Origin of the sequence: Streptomyces cylindrosporus, from assembly GCF_022698165.1 — a bacterium.
GTDB classification, from domain to species: Bacteria; Actinomycetota; Actinomycetes; order Streptomycetales; family Streptomycetaceae; genus Streptomyces; species Streptomyces cylindrosporus.
This window is the reverse complement of sequence record NZ_JALDAY010000001.1, coordinates 775,161-794,279: the sequence shown is the minus strand read 5'-3', so window position 1 is coordinate 794,279 and position 19,119 is coordinate 775,161. Positions and strand designations below refer to the sequence as shown.

Here is a 19,119-nt window from a genome sequence, read left to right as displayed (position 1 = left end):
AACCTATAGCGCACTGGGGGGCTTGCGGCAAGGCCCCCCTCGTGCCGCAGAATCGCAGGCCGAAACCCAGAACCTGGGGAAATGGGGGAATGGAGAAGTGTCTGTGCTTCTGTCGGCATTCGATCTGCCGGAACGTCTCTCCGCCAAAGCCGACCCGGCGCTGATCGCCGAGGACGAGCGGCACTTCGCGGCGATCGCGGAGTGCCTTGAGAAGACGATCGCCGAACTGACCGAGCGGCTCGACACCGCGCGCAGGGCGCCCGGCGGCACGGGGCAGGAGGCGATGGACCGGGACATCGAGGTGTACCGGCTCTCCGCCCGCCTGCGCACGCTGCGCCGCTTCGGTCTCGACCTGTGCCTCGGGCGCATGGTCGCCGCGGACGGCTCCGAGCCGGTGTACGTCGGCCGGCTCGGCCTCACGGACAGCGCGGGCCGCCGGCTGCTGATCGACTGGCGTTCCCCGGCGGCCGAGCCGTTCTTCGGCGCGACGCACGGCAATCCGATGGGCCTGGCGAGCCGCCGCCGGTACCGCTGGACGGGCGGCCGGATCGGCGACTACTGGGACGAGGTGTTCACACCGGACGCGTTCGAGGGGCACGCGGCGCTGGACGACCAGTCCGCCTTCATCGCGAGCCTCGGCGGCAACCGGTCGGGGCGGATGCGGGACGTGCTCGGCACCATCCAGGCCGACCAGGACGCGATCATCCGCGCGGGTTCGCGGGGCGCGCTCGTCGTCGACGGCGGTCCGGGCACGGGCAAGACGGTCGTCGCCCTGCACCGCTCGGCCTACCTGCTCTACTCCGACCCGCGCATCGGCCACCACCGGGGCCGCGTCCTGTTCGTCGGCCCGCACCGGCCCTACCTGAACTACGTCGCCGACGTCCTGCCCAGCCTCGGCGAGGAGGGCGTGCAGACCTGCGTGCTGCGGGACCTGGTCGCGGAAGGGGCCGGCGCGACGGTCGAGTCCGACCCGGAGGTCGCCCGCCTGAAGTCGTCCGCGGACCTGGTACGGGCGATCGAGACGGGCGTCCGCTTCTACGAGGAGGCGCCCACGAAGGGGATGACGGTCGAGACCCCCTGGGGCGACGTCCGGCTGACCCCCGCCGACTGGGCCGAGGCCTTCGACGCCGCGGAGCCCGGCACCCCGCACAACGAGGCACGCGACCAGGTCTGGGAGGAACTGCTCACGATCCTCGTCGACAAGCACGAGGAGTCGTACGACGACAACGACCGCGACGACAATGACCGCGACGACGAGGACGGCGAGGCCCCGGTCGAGCTGATCCGCAGGTCGCTCATGCAGAACAGGGAGTTGCGTACGGCCTTCAACCGGGCCTGGCCGCTGGTCGAAGCGGCCGACCTGGTCGCGGACCTGTGGTCGGTGCCCGCCTTCCTGCGGCTGTGCGCGCCCTGGCTGGCCGCCGAGGACGTCGAGCGGCTCCAGCGTGCGGACACGCGCGCGTGGACGGTTTCCGACCTGCCGCTCCTGGACGCCGCCCGGCAGCGGCTCGGCGACCCGGAGGCGTCCGCGCGCAGGCGGCGGCAGCAGGCCGAGGCGTCCGCGGAGCGCGAGTACCGGGCCCAGGTCACCGAGGACCTGCTCAGGACCGACGACGACTGGCAGCGGATGCTGATGACGATGCTCACCACCCAGGACCTGCAGAACACCCTGGCCGACACGGACGCCCCGGCCGGCCTCGAACCCGACCTGCTGGCGGGCCCGTTCGAGCACGTGGTCGTGGACGAGGCGCAGGAGCTGACCGACGCGGAGTGGCAGATGCTGCTGCTGCGCTGCCCGTCCCGGAGCTTCACGATCGTCGGGGACCGCGCCCAGGCCCGGCACGGGTTCACGGAGTCGTGGCGGGAGCGCCTGGAGCGGATCGGCCTCGACCGCGTCCGGCTCGCCTCCCTGAGCATCAACTACCGCACGCCGGAAGAGGTGATGACGGAGGCCGAGCCGGTGATCCGGGCGGCGCTCCCGGACGCCAACGTGCCGACGTCCGTACGCAGCAGCGGCATCCCGGTCGCCCACGGCTCCACCGCGGACCTGGACCCGGTCCTCGACACCTGGCTCGCCGGCCACCCCGAGGGCGTCGCCTGCGTCATCGGAGCCGACGCCTTCCAGGAGACACCCCGCGTCCGCTCGCTCACTCCGGAGCTGGCGAAGGGCCTGGAGTTCGACCTGGTCGTCCTCGTCGACCCGGAGGAGTTCGGCGAGGGGATCGAGGGGGCGGTGGACAGGTATGTGGCGATGACCCGGGCCACGCAACGCCTGGTCGTGCTGACGAGCTCGTAGACCCGCCGCACTTACGGCACGCATACCCATCGGGGGTATAGTGCGGGACATGGCAGGCCCGAGGAGAGATACGTACGGACGGCTGCTGCTGTTCGCCGTCCTGCTCCTCGGCGTCCTGACCATGCACACCCTGGGCCATCCCTCGGAACAGGGCTCGGGCTCCGTCTCGCCGGTCGGCGTGCACCTGAGCCACGAGGTCGCGGTGGCCCAGCCGCACGAATCGGTGGGTGCCGCGACCGCGATGCCGTCGATGAGCGGCATGGATCCCGCCTCGGTGTGCCTTGCGGTACTGGGCACCTTCACGCTGCTCCTGCTGCTGACGGCCGCGTACGGCGGCACCGGGCGGACCCGCCTCGTACCGCCCCGGCCCTCCCGCCTCCTCCAGGACCTGTGGCCCCATCCGCCCCCTCCCGGGCACCTCCTATCCCGTCTGTCGGTGCTGCGCATCTAGGCCTGCGCACCGGCTGCTTCCGCCTGCCCTCGACCGAGTGGGAACCTCCGCGCGCCGAGCGGTGTACCAGAAGCAGCAGATGCGTCCAGGCCATTCACCAGCACCACTCATGACGAGGTGTCAGCAAGACATGCGTACTCACACGCGCCGCTCTGTGCTCGGCGCATCCATCGCCGTCGCCGGGACGGGAATCCTGGCCGCCTGCTCGGGCTCGGGCCAATCCGGACACGACGGTTCCACGGCGGCCGTCCCCAAGGGTTACGTCGACCCGGCCGGCGAGCAGGTCGCCGCCGCCGAGAGGAAGCGCGCCGCCGCCGGCAGCGGCACCGTCCGCAAGGTCCGCCTCACCGCCGCCGAGACCGGGCTGGACCTCGGCGGTCGTACGGTCAGGTCCTGGGCGTACGGCGGCGAGCTCCCCGGCAAGGAGATCCGCGTCACCGCCGGCGACACGCTCGCCCTCACCCTGGCCAACCACCTCCCGGCCACCACGTCCCTGCACTGGCACGGCCTCGCCCTGCGCAACGACATGGACGGCGTCCCCGGCCTCACCCAGCGCGCCATCGGGCAGGGCGCCGAGTTCACGTACCGCTTCACGGTCCCGCACCCGGGCACGTACTGGTTCCATCCCCACTCCGGCGTCCAGCAGGACCGCGGACTGTACGCACCACTGATCGTCGAGGACCCCAAGGAACCCCTCGCCTACGACAAGGAGTGGGTGGTCGTGCTGGACGACTGGGTGGACGGCGTGGACGGTTCGACTCCGGACGCGGTGCTGGCGGAGTTGCGGGGAGGCATGGGCGGCGGCATGGGCGGCGGCATGGACATGGGCGACGGCTCCGGCGATTCCGACGGCTCCGACGGCTCCGGCCACGACATGTCCAACATGTCGATGAGCGGGCAGCAGTCCCCGTCGGCCTCCTCCCCCGCCGGCCCCTCCCGCATGCTGATGGGCGCCGAGAGCGAGCTGCTGGGCGGGGACGCGGGTGATGTGGCGTATCCGTACTACCTGGTCAACGGGCGTACGGCGAAGGCGCCTTCGGGTTTCCGGGCCCGCCCCGGGGACCGCATCCGGATCCGGTTGGTCAACGCGGGCGGGGACACCGCCTTCCGGGTCGCCCTCGGCGGCCACGAGATGACGGTGACCCACACCGACGGCTTCCCGGTCCGGCACGCGCGCACGGACGCGCTGCTCATCGGCATGGGCGAGCGCTACGACGTGCTGGTGACGGCCGGCGACGGCGTCTTCCCGCTGACCGCGCTGGCCGAGGGCAAGAAGGCGTCGACGATGGCCGTCCTGCGCACCGGCGGCGGCACGGCACCGGCCGCCTCCGTCCGCCCGAAGGAACTCGACGGCCGAGTCCTGACCGCGGACAAGCTCAAGGCCGACGAGTCCGTGGCTCTTCCCCGCAGGGAACCGGACCGGACGATCAGGCTCCAGCTGACCGGCGGGATGATGCACTACGACTGGGCGTTCGACAAAAAGCCGTACTCCGCCACGCAGCGACACGCCGTGCGGGCCGGTGAGCGGGTCCGGCTGGAGTTCGAGAACTCGACGACCATGTGGCACCCGCTCCACCTCCACGGCCACACCTTCGCACTGGCCAACGCGATGGACGGCCCCCGCAAGGACACGGCGGCGGTGCTGCCGAACGGCACGCTCACGGTGGACTTCGAGGCCGACAACCCGGGGCTGTGGATGGTCCACTGCCACAACGTCTACCACGCGGAGGCGGGAATGATGACCGTGCTGGGGTACCGGAACTGAGGGCGCGAAGGGGCGGGGCGTGGGGCGACCCACACCCCGCACCACCCCATCGCGTCGCTCTGACGATTAGACTCGGCAGTACCGGACCCCTTCTTGCGAGGAAGCACCGTTGAACTTCTGGTCGATCTATCAGCACGGCTTCGCACGCGTCGCCGCGTGCACGGGCCACACCGTCATCGCCGACCCGCACGCCAACGCCGAGGCGGTCCTGCGCCATGCGCGCCGGTGCGCCGAGGAGGGTGTCGCCGTCGCCGTCTTCCCGGAGATGGGGCTGTGCGGCTACTCGATCGAGGACCTGCTGCTCCAGGACGCGGTGCTCGACCAGGTCGAGGCGGCGCTCGGCGAGGTGGTGGCCGGGTCGGCGGAGCTGCTGCCGGTACTGGTCGTCGGCGCCCCGCTGCGGCACCGCAACCGGATCTACAACTGCGCGGTGATCGTGCACCGCGGCCGGATCCTCGGTGTCGTGCCGAAGTCGTACCCACCGAACTACCGCGAGTTCTACGAGCGCCGGCAGATCGCGGACGGTGCCGACGAGCGCGGCGGGTCGATCCGGGTCGGCGGCGAGTCGGTGCCGTTCGGCGTGGATCTGCTGTTCGAGGCGGAGGACGTGCCGGGGCTGGTGCTGTTCGCGGAGATCTGCGAGGACATGTGGGTGCCGGTGCCGCCCAGCGCGGAGGCGGCCCTCGCCGGAGCGACCGTCCTCGTGAACCTCTCGGGCAGTCCGATCACGGTCGGCCGGGCCGAGGACCGCAAGCTGCTGTGCCGTTCGGCGTCCTCGCGCTGTCTTGCCGCGTACGTCTACGCGGCGGCCGGTCTGGGCGAGTCGACGACCGACCTGTCCTGGGACGGACAGACCATGATCTACGAGAACGGCGTGCTGCTGGCCGAGACCGAGCGCTTCCCGCTCGGCGACGAGTACGCGGTGGCCGACGTGGACCTGGACCTGCTGCGGCAGGAGCGGGCGCGGATGGGCACGTTCGACGAGAACCGCCGTACGCACGCGGCGCGCACCGGTGACTTCCGTACCGTCGGCTTCGAGTTGGATCCGCCGCTCACCGACCTGGGCCTCAAGCGCCGGCTGGAGCGCTTCCCGTTCGTGCCGGCCGACGCCGACCGGCTCGCCCTGGACTGCTACGAGGCGTACAACATCCAGGTCGAGGGCCTGCAGCAGCGGCTCGCGGCGATCGGTGGCCCGAAGGTCGTCATCGGGGTGTCCGGCGGGCTGGACTCCACGCACGCGCTGATCGTCGCCGCGCGGGCGATGGACCGGGCGGGCCGGCCGCGCAGCGACATCCTGGCCTGGACGCTGCCCGGCTTCGCCACCAGCGAGCACACCAAGGAGAACGCGCACGCGCTGATGCGCTCGCTCGGCGTCACCGCGGCCGAGCTGGACATCACGCCGACCGCGCGGCTGATGCTGTCGGAGATGGGCCACCCGTTCGCGTCCGGCGAGCCGGTGTACGACGTCACCTTCGAGAACGTCCAGGCGGGCCTGCGCACCGACTACCTGTTCCGGCTCGCCAACCAGCGCGGCGGCATCGTGCTCGGCACCGGTGACCTCTCCGAGTTGGCGCTCGGCTGGTCCACGTACGGCGTGGGCGACCAGATGAGCCACTACAACGTCAACTCGGGCGTGCCGAAGACGCTGATCCAGCACCTGATCCGGTGGGTCATCAGCAGCGGGCAGTTCGACGAGGAGACCGGCAAGATCCTTGCCGCGATCCTCGACACCGAGATCAGTCCGGAGCTGGTGCCGGGTGAGGAGATGCAGTCGACGGAGTCGAAGATCGGCCCGTACGCGCTGCACGACTTCACGCTCTTCCATGTGCTGCGCTACGGCTTCCGGCCGTCGAAGATCGCCTTCCTGGCCTGGCACGCCTGGCACGACGAGGAAGCCGGCGCATGGCCTCCCGGCTTCCCGGAGACCAAGCGGATGGCGTACGAGCTGCCGGAGATCCGACGCTGGCTGGAGGTCTTCTGCCGCCGCTTCTTCGGATTCGCCCAGTTCAAGCGCTCGGCGATGCCGAACGGCCCGAAGGTGTCGGCCGGAGGTTCACTGTCGCCCAGGGGCGACTGGCGGGCGCCTTCGGACAGTTCGGCCCGGGCGTGGCTGCGGGACCTTGAGCGGATCGGCTGACGCGCGGAATCTAGCCCGTCCGGCGTTTGAGGACGAGGCCGTTCAGGCCGATGGGGGGTCTGGGGGCGCAGCCCCCAGGGTCGCGCGCACTCCCACCCAGCCGAACAGCCCCATCGGCCCGGGCGTCAGCGCCGTACCGTCTCCGCCCGTCGGGGCATGTGCGCCGCGACCAGGCGTTCGCGGCCGCTCCCGACAAGCCCCCGCCGCTGGTCCACCGCCCAGGCCACGGCGGCGACTCCCAGCCCCAGTACGGCCAGCAGCGCCCCCGCCACCGCGGGAGAGGTCGTACCGAAGCCCGCCGCCAGCGCCAGGCCGCCGATCCACGCGCCGCCCGCGTTCGCGAGGTTGAACGCGGCCTGGTTGGCGGAGGAGGCCAGGGACGGGGCCGAGGACGCCTTCTCCATCACCATCATCAGGAGCGGGGAGCTGGTCACGAACGCCGCGGTGCCGAGCAGCACCACCGCGAGCGCGCCGCTCCACTCCGTCCCCATCAGGACCGGGAACAGGGCCAGGACCACGGCGAGCGAGAGCAGGCCGCCGAACAGCGTGCCCCGCATCGAGCGGTCCGCGAGGCGCCCGCCCAGCAGGTTGCCTATCGTCGCGCCGACCCCGAACAGGGCGAGCAGCAGGGTGACGCTGCCCTCGGCGTATCCGGCCGCGTCCGTCAGCATCGGCGTGATGTAGCTGTACGCGGCGAAGAGGGCGCCGAAGCCCGCGACCGTCGTGCCGAGGGCCAGCCAGACCGGCACCGACCGCAGCGCCGCCAGTTCGCCGCGCAGGCCCGCCGCCGGGGCGGCGTGCGTGTGGTCGCGCGGGATCAGCAGCGCCAGCGACGCGATCGCCGCCAGGCCGATCACGCTGACGCCCAGGAACGTCGCCCGCCAGCCCAGGTGCTGCCCGGTGAGCGTGGCCGCCGGCACGCCCGCGATGTTGGCGACCGTCAGGCCCATGAACATCAGCGAGACCGAACGGGCCCTGCGCTCCGGCGCGACCATGTTGGTGGCGACGACCGCGCCCACGCCGAAGAACGCCCCGTGCGGCAGGCCGCTCAGGAAGCGGGCGGCGAGCAGGGAGTCGTAGCCCGGGGCGAACGCGGAGAGCGCGTTGCCCACGACGAACAGGGTCATCAGGCCGATCAGGACCGTGCGGCGGGACATCCGCGCGGTGAGGGCGGCGAGCAGCGGGGCGCCGATGACGACGCCGAGCGCGTACGCCGAGACCAGGTGGCCCGCGGTGGGGATGGAGACGTGCAGGTCGGTCGCGACGTCGGGCAGCAGGCCCATCATCACGAATTCGGTGGTGCCGATACCAAAAGCGCCGACGGCCAGGGCGAGCAGGGCCAGGGGCATGGAGGGGCCTGTTCCTTTCGGAGTGCAGAGTGCAGAGGTGCTTGTGTTGCGCAGTTTAAGTTCAGCTACGGAACAAAGCCTCTCAGGCCCAGTATTCCTGGAGGTTACGACGTGGTGTCGAGGTTCACACGGGCCGCCACCGGGAGGTGGTCGCTGCCGGTCGCGGGCAGCGTCCAGGAACTCACCGGCTCGATGCCCTGGACCATGATCTGGTCGATGCGGGCCATCGGGAACGAGGCCGGCCAGCTGAACCCGAAGCCGTCGCCCGCCGCGCCCTGGGTGGAGCGCATCTGGGAGGTGACGCCGTTCAGGGAGCGGTCGTTCATCGTGCCGTTCAGGTCGCCGAGCAGCACCTTGCGCTTCAGCGGCTCGTCGGCGATGGCCTCGCCCAGCGCGTCGGCGCTCTTGTCGCGCTGGCGGGCGGTGAAGCCGGCCTCCAGCTTGACGCGGACCGACGGGAGGTGGGCGACGTAGAAGGCGACCCGGCCCTCCGGCGTGGTCACCGTGGCGCGCATCGCGCGGGTCCAGCCGAGCTTGATGTCGACGGCCCTGACGTCGCTCATCGGGTACTTGCTCCACAGGCCGACCGTGCCCTGCACCGAGTGGTACTTGTACGTCGACGCCAGCGCCTTCTCGTACACCGGCACCGCCGTGGCGGTCAGCTCCTCCAGGGCCAGCACGTCGGCGCCGGAGGCGGCCACGTCGCGGGCGGTGCCGGACGGGTCGGTGTTGTCGGCGTTGACGTTGTGGGTGGCGACGGTCAGGTCGCCGCCGGTGCCGGTCTTGTCGGTGAGCAGCCCGCCGAAGAGGTTCAGCCACACGAACGACGGGATCAGCACGGCGATCAGCGCGGTGGCCGACCTGCGCACCAGCGCCAGGACGAGCAGCAGCGGGATCAGCAGCCCCAGCCAGGGCAGGAAGGTCTCGGTGAGGCTGCCCAGGTTGCCGACCCGGTTCGGGATCCGCGCGTGCAGCACCATCACCAGGGCCAGCAGCACGGCGACGGCGGCTACGACGATGCCGCGCCGCCAGATTCTGCGGTCACCCCGCCAGCCGGACAGAAAGCGGTTGAACAGGCGCCGGAACCGGTCTCCCCGGCGCTCGGGACCCGAGCCTCCGTTGTCCGTCTCCGTCACATACGCCTGCTGCGCCATACCGCGTCGCCTCACTGCCTGCCATGCATACCGTCCGTCCCCCGACACAGGGGGGTGGCGGACCATTCCCGTCGTCCGCCCGGAGGGCGGGCCCGGCGGCGTCTGGTGCGTGCGATCGCAAGGCGCCGGAGCGCCCTCGTGGCGGAGCCACGTGGGCGGTTCGGCAACGCCGCGAGCGTGCGTGCCAGACGCCGCCGGGCAGACGGGAATGGTCCGGCACCCCCTAGACCCTAGGGGATGATCGGCTCGGTTCCTGCCGTCCCACGACGGCCGTACGGGCAGTGGGACGTGGGAGGTGGGGTGGGGAGTTCCGGATGGCGGGTGGTAAGCGGGGTCTGTGACGAAACGTGCACATCCCTGCTACGCGGACGGCGAACTGACGGGGCGTAGTCCTTCGAGGAGTGTGTCGACGATCTGTTCGGACAGGCCCTCGGTCAGGTCGGCGTCCCGGCGCAGGGTGGTGCGCAGCAGCATCGGGCCCACGAACATGTCGTTGACCAGCGTCACGTCCAGGTCGGCCCGCAGTTCGCCGTTCGCCTGTCCGCGGCGCAGGATCTCCACGCCCAGCCTGCGCCGCGGTTCGATGACGTTCGTGTGGTACGCCGCCCAGATCTTCGGGCTGGTCTTCATCTGGGCGAAGACGTTGTGCAGCACCGCCGACGTCCGGGTCAGCACGCCGCGTTGGCGCAACTGCTCCAGCAGTGCCACCAGGTCGTCGCGCATGGAGGTGCCGGGCAGGACCGGGCCCGGCGGCTCGGCGGCGCACACGACGTCGACGAAGAGCTCCTCCTTGCCGCTCCAGCGGCGGTAGATGGTGGCCTTGCCGACGCCCGCGGTGCGGGCGATGCGCTCGATGGAGAGTTCGGCGAGCGGTACGCCGTCCTCCAGGAGCTTCATCACGCCCTCCACGATGGCGCGTTCCACCGCCTCGCTGCGGGGGCGCCCCCTGACCGGGCTGGGCTCCGCGGCGGTTCGGTCGTCGGCGAGGCTCACTTCGCTCCGTCCCTTCGCTCTGCTGCCGGAATTCTCCTACGGCGTCACTCGGCCGCGGCGACCAACTCCTGCTCCTGCTCGCCCCGCTGACCCGCCGACGGCTTCCCGGGCAGGAACAGGAAGGCCACGACCGCACCGACGATCGCGACGCCCGCCCCGCACAGGGCGGTGACGTGCATGGCGTGCAGGAAGGCGTCGTTGGCCGGGGCGACCAGCGCCCTGCCCTGCGGGCCGAGCTTGGCGGCGACGCCGAGCGTGGCCTCGATGGACTCGCCCGCGGTCTCGCGCAGCCCGGCCGGCACAAGGCCGAGCTTGCCCTCGATGCCGTTGCGGTAGGCCGTGGACAGGACCGAGCCCAGTACGGCGATGCCGAGCGCGCCGCCGACCTGGCGGAAGGTGTTGCTGAGCGCGGACGCGGAGCCGGCCTTCTCGCGCGGCAGGGCCTGCATGATGACCACGCTGGTCGGGGTCATGACGTGCGCCATGCCGGTGCCCATGAGGAAGAACACGACCTCCAGGACCCAGATCGGGGTATCCGCCTCGAAGCCCGCGAAGGCGGCCAGCATGCCCGCGAGCAGCACCAGGCCGACGCCGGTGGTGACCTTGTTGCCGAACCGGTCGACGAGCAGCCGGGCGCGCGGCGCGAAGATCATCTGCGCGGCGGCCAGCGGCAGCATCAGCAGACCGGACTGCAACGGCGAGTAGCCGCGCACGCTCTGGGTGTAGAAGACGGCGAAGAAGGTGACGCCCATCAGCGCGAAGAAGACCAGCGCGATGGCGGCCATGGCGGCCGAGAACACCTTGTTCTTGAAGTAGGTGACGTCGAGCGAGGGGTGGTCGCTGCGCTTCTCGAAGACGACGAACCCCGCGAGGACGACGAGACCGGCGCCGATCGTCGACAGCACCTGGACGTCCGTGAAGTCGGCGAGCTCGCCGCCCTTGATGATGCCGTACACCAGCAGGACCAGGCCGACGACGGACAGCACCACGCCGATCGGGTCGACGCGGCCGGGCTTCGGGTCGCGGGAGTCGGGCACCAGCCAGATCATCAGGGCGAGCGCGACCAGCACGATCGGCACGTTGATCAGGAAGACCGAGCCCCACCAGAAGTGGTCGAGGAGCACACCGCCGGTGATCGGGCCGATGGCGATGGCGAGGCCGACGCCGCCGGCCCAGATGCCGATGGCCTTGGGCTGCTCCTCGCGCTCGAAGACGTTCATGAGGACGGCGAGGGTGGCCGGCATGACAAAGGCGGCACCGAGGGCCATCAGCGCGCGGTAGGCGATGAGCTGGCCCGGCGAGCCGGACTCGGCGGCGAGCGCGGAGCCGATGCCGAACACGACGAGACCGCCCAGGAGCACCTTCTTGCGGCCCACCCGGTCGCCGATGAGCCCGGCGGTGAACAGCAGGCCGGCGAAGACGAGGGTGTAGGCGTTGATCGCCCACTCCAGCTCGCTCTGCGTGGCGCCCAGGCCGGTCGGGGCGGGGGTGGAGATCGTCTTGATGGCGACGTTCAGGATCGAGTTGTCGAGCACCACGATCAGCAGGCTCAGCATCAGCACGCCGAGGATCGCCCAGCGGCGCCGGTGCACCGCTTCCGGTATCCGGGGAGCGGAGAGGGGTGGAGTGGTCATGCGGTCCAGACTAGGCAATTCCGATACGAGACGGTGCCGTATCGTAAATGTTTTACCGAGCCCTTACGCAAGCTCTTGCGCGAGCCCTTACGTGACGCAGGTCCCCTTGGCTCCCGCTGGCACGAGGTGCCACCATGGGTGTGATCCGGGGACACCGTCAGGGTGCCTCGAGATGACTGAAGGAGCCGTTGCAATGACGCAGCTTTCGGCTGCCCAGACTGTGAACAGCAGCCCCTCCGACGGCAGCAAGGCGCTGTACGGGGGCAAGGGCACACGCCGTATCACCGTTCGCGACATCGCCCTCGCCAAGGAACGCGGCGAGAAGTGGCCCATGCTCACCGCCTACGACGCGATGACCGCGTCCGTCTTCGACGAGGCCGGCATCCCGGTGATCCTCGTCGGCGACTCGGCGGGCAACTGCCACCTCGGGTACGAGACGACCGTACCCGTCACCCTCGACGAGATGACCATGCTGTCGGCCGCGGTCGTGCGCGGCACCCAGCGCGCCCTGATCGTCGGCGACCTCCCCTTCGGCTCCTACCAGGAGGGCCCGGTGCAGGCGCTGCGCTCGGCGACCCGGCTGGTGAAGGAGGCCGGGGTCGGTGCCGTGAAGCTGGAGGGCGGCGAGCGCTCGCACGAGCAGATCCGGCTCCTGGTGGAGTCCGGCATCCCGGTCATGGCCCACATCGGGCTGACCCCGCAGTCCGTCAACGCCATGGGCTATCGCGTCCAGGGCCGCGGCGAGGAGGCGGCGCAGCAGCTGTTGCGGGACGCGAAGGCCGTGCAGGACGCGGGCGCGTTCGCGGTGGTCCTGGAGCTGGTGCCGGCGGAGCTGGCGGCCGAGGTGACGCGGGTGCTGCACATCCCGACGGTCGGGATCGGCGCGGGTCCGGAGACGGACGCGCAGGTGCTGGTGTGGACCGACATGCTCGGGCTGACCTCGGGCCGGGTGCCGAAGTTCGTCAAGAAGTACGCGAATCTCCGTGAGGTCATGGGGAACGCGGTGAAGGAGTTCGCGGAGGACGTCGTCGGCGGGAACTTCCCGCTGGACGAGCACTCCGTCCACTAGAGCCACAGCGGCACAGAGGCAGCCCGCCGATCTTCCCCCGTCGGCGGGCTGCTGCTTTGTCGGTGTGCTGTAGGCGCCGACATCTGTCTGTCGGTCATCTGTCGGTGGTTTGTCGGTGGCGGCTGGCACCGTCCTTTCCATGACGCGAATCGACAAGAACTCCAGCGGCGGCGGGAACGCCGTCACCGTACGGGGGATGGTCAAGCACTACGGCGAGACCAAGGCGCTGGACGGCGTCGACCTGGACGTGCGCGAGGGCACCGTGATGGGTGTGCTCGGGCCGAACGGGGCCGGCAAGACCACCCTCGTACGGATCCTGTCCACCCTGCTGAAGCCGGACTCCGGCGAGGCGACGGTCGCCGGTTACGACGTGCTGCACCAGCCCCGGCAGCTGCGCAAGGTCATCGGCCTGACCGGGCAGTACGCCTCGGTCGACGAGAAGCTGCCCGGCTGGGAGAACCTGTACATGATCGGGCGGCTGCTCGACCTGCCGCGCAAGGAGGCGCGGGCCCGGGCCGACGAGCTGCTCGAGCGGTTCTCGCTGACGGAGGCCGCCAAGCGGCCCGTGAGCACCTACTCCGGCGGTATGCGGCGCCGGCTCGACCTCGCCGCCTCGATGATCGGCCGCCCCGAGGTGCTCTTCCTCGACGAGCCGACCACCGGTCTCGACCCGCGCACCCGCAACGAGGTGTGGGACGAGGTCAAGGCCATGGTCGGCGACGGCGTGACCGTACTGCTGACCACCCAGTACATGGAGGAGGCCGAGCAGCTCGCCTCCGAGCTGACCGTCGTGGACCACGGCAAGGTCATCGCCCGGGGCGCCATCGACGAGCTGAAGGCCAAGGTCGGCGGACGCACCCTGCGCGTACGGCCCGCCGATCCGCTGCAGCTGCGGCCGCTGGCGAACGCCCTCGACGAACTCGGCATCACCGGGCTCGCCACGACGACCGTGGACGCCGAACGCGGTGCCGTGCTCGTCCCGATCCTCAGCGACGAGCAGCTGACCGCCGTGGTCGGCGCCGTCACCGCGCGCGGGATCACCATCAGCTCCATCACCACCGAACTGCCCAGCCTGGACGAGGTGTTCCTGTCCCTCACCGGCCACCGCGCCAGTGCCCCGCAGGACACCGTGCCCACCACCGACACCCGCGAGGAGGTCGCCGTATGAGCGCCGCCACCGCCACCGTCCCGGTAGCCGACGCCCGCATCTCGCTGCGCGGCCACCTGCGCCACACCGGCGCCCTGATCCGCCGCAACCTGCTCTGGATCCGCCAGGACCCTGAGTCGATGTTCGACGCCGTGCTGTTCCCGGTGATCTTCACCCTGCTGTTCGTGTACGTCTTCGGCGGCTCCATCGGGCAGTCGCTGGGCGGCGGCCAGCAGCAGTACGTGCAGTACGTCATTCCCGGGCTGCTGGCCATGATGGGCATGAACATGGCCCAGGGGGTGGGCACCGGCTTCAACACGGACTTCAACTCCGGTGTCATGGACCGCTTCCGGTCCCTGCCGATCGGGCGCGGCTCGGTGCTGTTCGCCAAGATCGTGGTGGAGGTGATGCGCATGCTCGTCGCCTGCGTGATCCTCATGATCGTGGCGGTGCTCGTGGGCTTCGACATCACCCACTGGACCGGACTGTTCGCCTCCGTGGGTCTGGCCGCCCTGTTCGGCTCGGCGCTGATGTGGGTGTTCCTCACCCTCGGCGTCGTCATGAAGAGCGCGCAGTCGGTGCAGGCGATGGGCTTCCTGGTGCTGATGCCACTGCAGTTCGGCTCGTCGATCTTCGCACCGACGAACTCGATGCCGGGCTGGTTGCAGAACTTCACCAAGTACAACCCGCTGTCCTCGCTCGCGGACGCGGCGCGCGGACTGATGGTCGGCGGTCCGGTCGCGCACGGGCTGTGGGTGACGCTCGCCTGGACGGTGGGGCTCACGGCGGTGATGGCACCGTACGCGATCCACAAGTTCCGTACGAAGAGCTGACGTTGGGCGGCCGAGCAGTCGGCGCGGGTCAGACCAGGGCGGTGGCCTCCTTCACGGAGAGGCCGCCGCCCTCCGCGTACGCGGCCTCGAACGCCTCGTCGCCGAGCGCGGCGCGGGCGTGCCGTTCGGCCCGCCGGTAGACCTCGTTCTCCATGGACGTGGCGACATGGCCCGCCGGCAGCTTCGCCCGTGCGGCCCCGAGGCAGCGGGCGCCGTCACGGGCCCGGGCGGCGCCGTCGGCCTCGGCGAGGCCGATCGCGGCCATGGCGAGGTAGAGGGGGCGCATGTGCGGGGCCATGGTCTCCGCCAGCGGGTCACTGCCCCGCTGAAGCGCCTGCCGGACCAGGTCCAGACCGAGCTCGTACTCGCCGTCGACCAGCTCCACCCAGGCCTCCGAGCCGAGGATGAACGCGTCGAAGATGACGAAGTGCGCGATCTCGAACTGCTCGCGCAGCAGCCGTAGTTGCTCGCGCGCCTCCGGTATCCGGTCGGACATCGTGAGCCGGGCCGCGAGGAACATCCGGGCCGCCGGGAGCGCCTCGGTGCCCGAGACGTCGCGGCTCTCCAGCACCTCGCGCAGCACCCGCTCGCCCCGCTCGGTCTCGCCCGCCTCCATCAGCGCGCTGCCCAGCCGGGCCTTCAGCACGGCCACCTGGGCGCGGGCGCCGAGGCGTTCGGCATGGCCGATGGCCGACTCGTAGTCGGCTGCGGCACTGCGGTAGTCGCCGATACGTTCGTGGGCCTCGCCGCGCGCGGACAGGGCCTCGGCGGTGCCCCACAGGTCGCCGATCCGCTGGTAGATCGCCAGTGACTCGTCGGCGTCGCGGGAGGCGTCGCCCGCCCAGTCGCTGCGGTTGGCGAGGAGGTTGGCGCGCATCTGGAGCACGGCGGCCAGCTCCCAGTCCATGCCGGGGGTGGACCGGCAGGTGTCGACGCAGGCGTCGAGGATGCCGGGCAGCCGGTCGACCATGCCGGAGAGCATCACGGCGTAGAACCAGAGCATGCCGGGGGTACGGCAGGTCTGCGGCAGGCCGGGTTCGTAGACCTCGGTGATCAGCCGCAGCTTCTCCTTCGCCGCCGGGGACTCCCAGGCCTCCAGCTCGGTGTCCATACAGGCGAGATGGGCGAGGTGGACACCGCGTCGGGCCTCTTCGAGGAGTTCGCCGGTGAGCGGGGGCGGGACGTCGGTGCAGCGCTGCCAGACCGGGTTCGCGCGGCGGACGGGGGCGGTGAACGGGTCGGGGCCCAGGGCCATGACCTCCACGCACCAGTTGCGGGCCTCTATCCGGGCGTCGCGCATCTGCCAGTACCAGGACAGGGAGAGGACCAGGCAGACGGCTTCCTGCTCGTCGCGCTCGGTGACCGCGAAGCGCAGGGCGGTGCGCAGGTTCTCGTACTCGCGCTCCAGCAGGGCGATGGCGGCGAGCTGTCCGGGGCCGCGCAGCAACGCGTCGGTGGTGCGGGCGAGTTCGCGGTAGTACGTCAGGTGGGCGCGCTGTGTCTCGGCGCGTCGGCCGGTCTCCGTGAGCCGCTCGCCGGCGTACTCGGCGACGGTCTCCAGGAGCCGGTAGCGCATGTCGCCGTTGTCCGAAGGGGCGGCCACGACAAGGGACTTGTCGACGAGGGAGCCGATCGCGTCGAGGGCGAAGGGGCCGCAGACCGCCTCGGCGGCGGCGAGGTCGCAGCCGCCCGCGAAGACCGACAGGCGGCACAGGACGTCCCGTTCCTCCGCGTCGAGCAGGTCCCAGGACCAGTCGACGACCGCGCGCAGGGTCTGCTGGCGGGGCAGGACCGTGCGGCTGCCGGAGGTGAGGAGACGGAAGCGGTCGTCGAGCCGGTCCGCGATCTGACGTGGCGTCAACATCCTTAGCCGGGCGGCCGCGAGCTCGATGGCGAGGGGCAGGCCGTCCAGGCGCCGGCAGATCTCGGCGCAGGCCTCGGGGTCGTCCTCGACGCGGAAGCCGGGCCGGGCGGCGGCCCCGCGGTCGGCGAGCAGCCGCAGGGCGACGGGCTCGGGCAGCGGCTCGACCGGGCGCAGCAACTCCCCCGGTACGCCGAGGGGTTCGCGGCTGGTCGCCAGCACGGTCAGTTCGGGGCAGCGCTCCAGGAGCTCCTCGACGAGGCGGGCGGCGGCGTCGACGACGTGCTCGCAGTTGTCGAGGACGATCAGCATCCGCCGCCGTCCGCAGTGCTCGGCGAGCCGGTCGACGGGGTCGTCGTGCCGCTCGCCGCCCGCGCGCATGGCCTCGGCGCCGGCGCCGTAGAGCACGGTCTCGCGGGCGCCGACCGCGGTCAGCACGGCCTCCGGTACGGCGTCCGGGTCGTCGACGGGCGCGAGCTCGGCGAGCCACACCCCGTCCCGGGCGGCGTACCGCACGGTCTCGGCGGCCTCCTGCGACAACCGCGTCTTCCCGGCCCCACCTGGCCCGAGCAACGTCACCAGCCGGGCCGCCCCGAGGTCACCCCGGATGGCATCGATGTCCGCTTCCCGCCCGACGAAGGAGGTGAGGCGGGCGCGGAGGTTGCCGGGGGTTTGGGGGGTGGGGGTGGGGTCGGGGGTGAGCGGGGTGGGGGTGGCGGACTCGGAGGGGGCCGGGGTAAAGCGGTCGGCTTGGGGGGCGGTTGGGGTAGAGGGGCTGGCTTCGGAGGCGGTCGGGGCAGGGCGGGCCGCTTCGGGGTCGGCCGGGGCAAAGGGGGAGGCTTCGGAGGCGGCTCGGGCGAGGGGGCCAGCTTCGGAGGCGGCCGGAGCTACAGGGCTGGCTTCGGAGGTGGCCGGGGCAAAGGAGGCGGCTTCGGAGGTAGTGCGGGTGGGTGTGGCGGTCCCCGGGGCCGGGGTGGGCGTTCCGGGGGCCGGTGCGGCCGGAGACCCCGCGCCGTGACCGGCTTCCCGGTGGGCGTCGCCGCGAGCCCTGGTTCCCGCCGAGCCGTAGGCATCGGCGGCACCGCGAGACCCAGATCCCGCCGAGCCGTAGGCATCGCCGCCCCGGGCCCCAGATCCCTCCGAGCCGTAGGCATCGGCGGCACCGCGAGCCCCGGACCCCGCCGGACCGTAAGCCTCACCGCCGCCGCCAGCCCCGGAACCCACCGGACCGTCACCCTCGGCGCCACCTCGAACCCCGGACCCCACCGGACCGTAAACCTCGCCGCTGCCTCGCCCTCCGGCCCCCACCGAGCCGTAGCCCTCGCCGCCGCCCCGACCGGACGTCGTACCTGACGCACCCCGCCCTGCCGCGCCCGCCGGACCCACCGCCGTGCCGCTGCCGGTGCCGCGCGCCTCTCGGTGCGCCCCGGCCCCGGCCCCTCGGTCCGCTCCGGCCCCTCCGTCGGCCCCGGCCCCTCGGTTCGTCCCGGTCCCGTGGCCCGTCCGTCCCTCCCACTCCTGCGGTCGTAGCAACTCCCCGTGCAGGGACCTCAGTTCAGGTCCGGGGTCCACGCCCAGCCGCTCCGCCAGCAGGTGTCGTACCTCCTCGTAGGCCGCCAGGGCCTCCGCCGGGCGGCCCGCGGCGCGGAGGGCGCGTAGGCGCAGGGCCTGGAGGGGTTCGTCGAGGGGGTGGGTGTCGCACAGGGCCGTCAGTTCGGGCAGGGACTGCTCGGCGTGGCCCAGGGACAGCGCGGCGGTGTGGCGGGCGCGCAGGGCGTCCAGGCGGCGGGCGTCCCAGCGGGCCGACTCGGCGGTGCGGTCGGGGAGGTCGGCGAGAGCGGGGCCGCGCCACAGGGCGAGCGCGTCGTCCAGGACACCGGCCGCCTTGCCGGGGTCGCCGTCGGCCAGCGCGCGGACACCCTCGCCGGTCAGCCGCTCGAAACGGTGCAGGTCGACGTCGTCCGGCGCGGCGGCGAGCCGGTAGCCGCCCTCCGCCGAGGCGATCGCGTCGGCGCCGAGGGCGCGCCGGAGCCGGCCGACGAGCGCCTGCAGGGCACCGGCCGCGTCGGCGGGCGGGTCACCGTCCCAGACCTCCTCGACCAGCACGCCCGTGGGCACGGCACGGCCGGCCCGCAGGGCGAGCACGGTGAGCAGGGCACGCAGCCGCGCTCCGCCGACCGGGACGGGGGTGCCGTCGGGGCGGAGCGCCTGGGCCGATCCGAGGATGCGATAGCGCACGGGGTCCATTGTCTCCGGCCGGGTCGGGGCCGGTCACGGGATTCGGCGGGCGGTGCGTCGGCAGAGGTAGAGCAGAAGTAGAACAGGTGAACGTAGAACATATGCCAAAGTCCCATGGGTCACCTTCCCTGGAACCCTTGCCCCACCGCGAGACGTTTTCCCCGTACGCCCGGTACGGTCGGGCAGTCCCAC

At 71.8% G+C, this 19,119-nt stretch carries 12 protein-coding genes; 7 read left to right on the top strand and 5 right to left on the bottom strand.

Going from position 1 to position 19,119, the window contains the following annotated elements; all coding sequences use genetic code 11:
• The first annotated feature begins 97 nt into the window (after positions 1-97).
• From helR to MQP27_RS03495, 4 genes are all read left to right on the top strand, one after another.
• Positions 98-2,296, top strand: coding sequence for an RNA polymerase recycling motor ATPase HelR (helR, locus tag MQP27_RS03510; RefSeq protein WP_242760743.1), 2,199 nt, complete (start codon positions 98-100; stop codon positions 2,294-2,296).
• A 49-nt stretch (positions 2,297-2,345) separates the two neighbouring features.
• Entirely contained in the window at positions 2,346-2,747 is a 402-nt protein-coding gene (locus MQP27_RS03505) for a DUF6153 family protein (RefSeq protein WP_242760742.1), read from the top strand.
• A 130-nt stretch (positions 2,748-2,877) separates the two neighbouring features.
• On the top strand, positions 2,878-4,512 hold the full coding sequence (locus MQP27_RS03500) for a multicopper oxidase family protein (RefSeq protein WP_242760741.1): 1,635 nt from the start codon (positions 2,878-2,880) through the stop codon (positions 4,510-4,512).
• Between the two features lie 109 nt (positions 4,513-4,621).
• A complete protein-coding gene (locus MQP27_RS03495; RefSeq protein WP_242760740.1) occupies positions 4,622-6,649 on the top strand; it encodes an NAD(+) synthase in 2,028 nt (675 codons plus the stop codon).
• Between the two features lie 125 nt (positions 6,650-6,774).
• Here the strand turns inward: MQP27_RS03495 and MQP27_RS03490 are convergent, their stop codons facing one another.
• The 4 genes from MQP27_RS03490 to MQP27_RS03475 all read right to left on the bottom strand — a co-directional run bounded on the left by MQP27_RS03490 (position 6,775) and on the right by MQP27_RS03475 (position 11,779).
• The gene (locus tag MQP27_RS03490) at positions 6,775-7,998 is read right to left on the bottom strand and encodes an MFS transporter (protein WP_242760739.1); all 1,224 of its coding nucleotides are present in this window, start codon (positions 7,996-7,998) and stop codon (positions 6,775-6,777) included.
• Between the two features lie 104 nt (positions 7,999-8,102).
• The gene (locus tag MQP27_RS03485; RefSeq protein WP_242760738.1) at positions 8,103-9,152 is read right to left on the bottom strand and encodes an endonuclease/exonuclease/phosphatase family protein; all 1,050 of its coding nucleotides are present in this window, start codon (positions 9,150-9,152) and stop codon (positions 8,103-8,105) included.
• Between the two features lie 360 nt (positions 9,153-9,512).
• Positions 9,513-10,145, bottom strand: coding sequence for a TetR/AcrR family transcriptional regulator (locus MQP27_RS03480; protein ID WP_242760737.1), 633 nt, complete (start codon positions 10,143-10,145; stop codon positions 9,513-9,515).
• 44 nt (positions 10,146-10,189) lie between these two features.
• Positions 10,190-11,779 (bottom strand): MFS transporter, encoded by a 1,590-nt coding sequence (locus MQP27_RS03475; protein WP_242760736.1) that lies wholly within the window; start codon positions 11,777-11,779, stop codon positions 10,190-10,192.
• Between the two features lie 193 nt (positions 11,780-11,972).
• Between MQP27_RS03475 and panB the strand changes: the two genes are divergently transcribed.
• The 3 genes from panB to MQP27_RS03460 all read left to right on the top strand — a co-directional run bounded on the left by panB (position 11,973) and on the right by MQP27_RS03460 (position 14,828).
• Positions 11,973-12,848, top strand: coding sequence for a 3-methyl-2-oxobutanoate hydroxymethyltransferase (gene panB, locus MQP27_RS03470; RefSeq protein WP_242760735.1), 876 nt, complete (start codon positions 11,973-11,975; stop codon positions 12,846-12,848).
• Positions 12,849-12,987: 139 nt separating this feature from the next.
• Positions 12,988-14,016, top strand: coding sequence for an ATP-binding cassette domain-containing protein (locus MQP27_RS03465; RefSeq protein WP_242760734.1), 1,029 nt, complete (start codon positions 12,988-12,990; stop codon positions 14,014-14,016).
• Positions 14,013-14,828 carry an ABC transporter permease gene (locus MQP27_RS03460; RefSeq protein ID WP_242760733.1) on the top strand — a complete coding sequence of 272 codons (816 nt, stop codon included), beginning with the start codon at positions 14,013-14,015 and terminating at the stop codon, positions 14,826-14,828. The genes MQP27_RS03465 and MQP27_RS03460 overlap by 4 nt, the downstream gene beginning before the upstream one ends.
• 28 nt (positions 14,829-14,856) lie before the next feature.
• Here MQP27_RS03460 and MQP27_RS03455 read toward each other — a convergent pair whose 3' ends face one another.
• Complete coding sequence (locus MQP27_RS03455) at positions 14,857-18,936, bottom strand: AfsR/SARP family transcriptional regulator (RefSeq protein ID WP_242760732.1); 4,080 nt, start codon at positions 18,934-18,936, stop codon at positions 14,857-14,859.
• Positions 18,937-19,119: the final 183 nt, after the last annotated feature.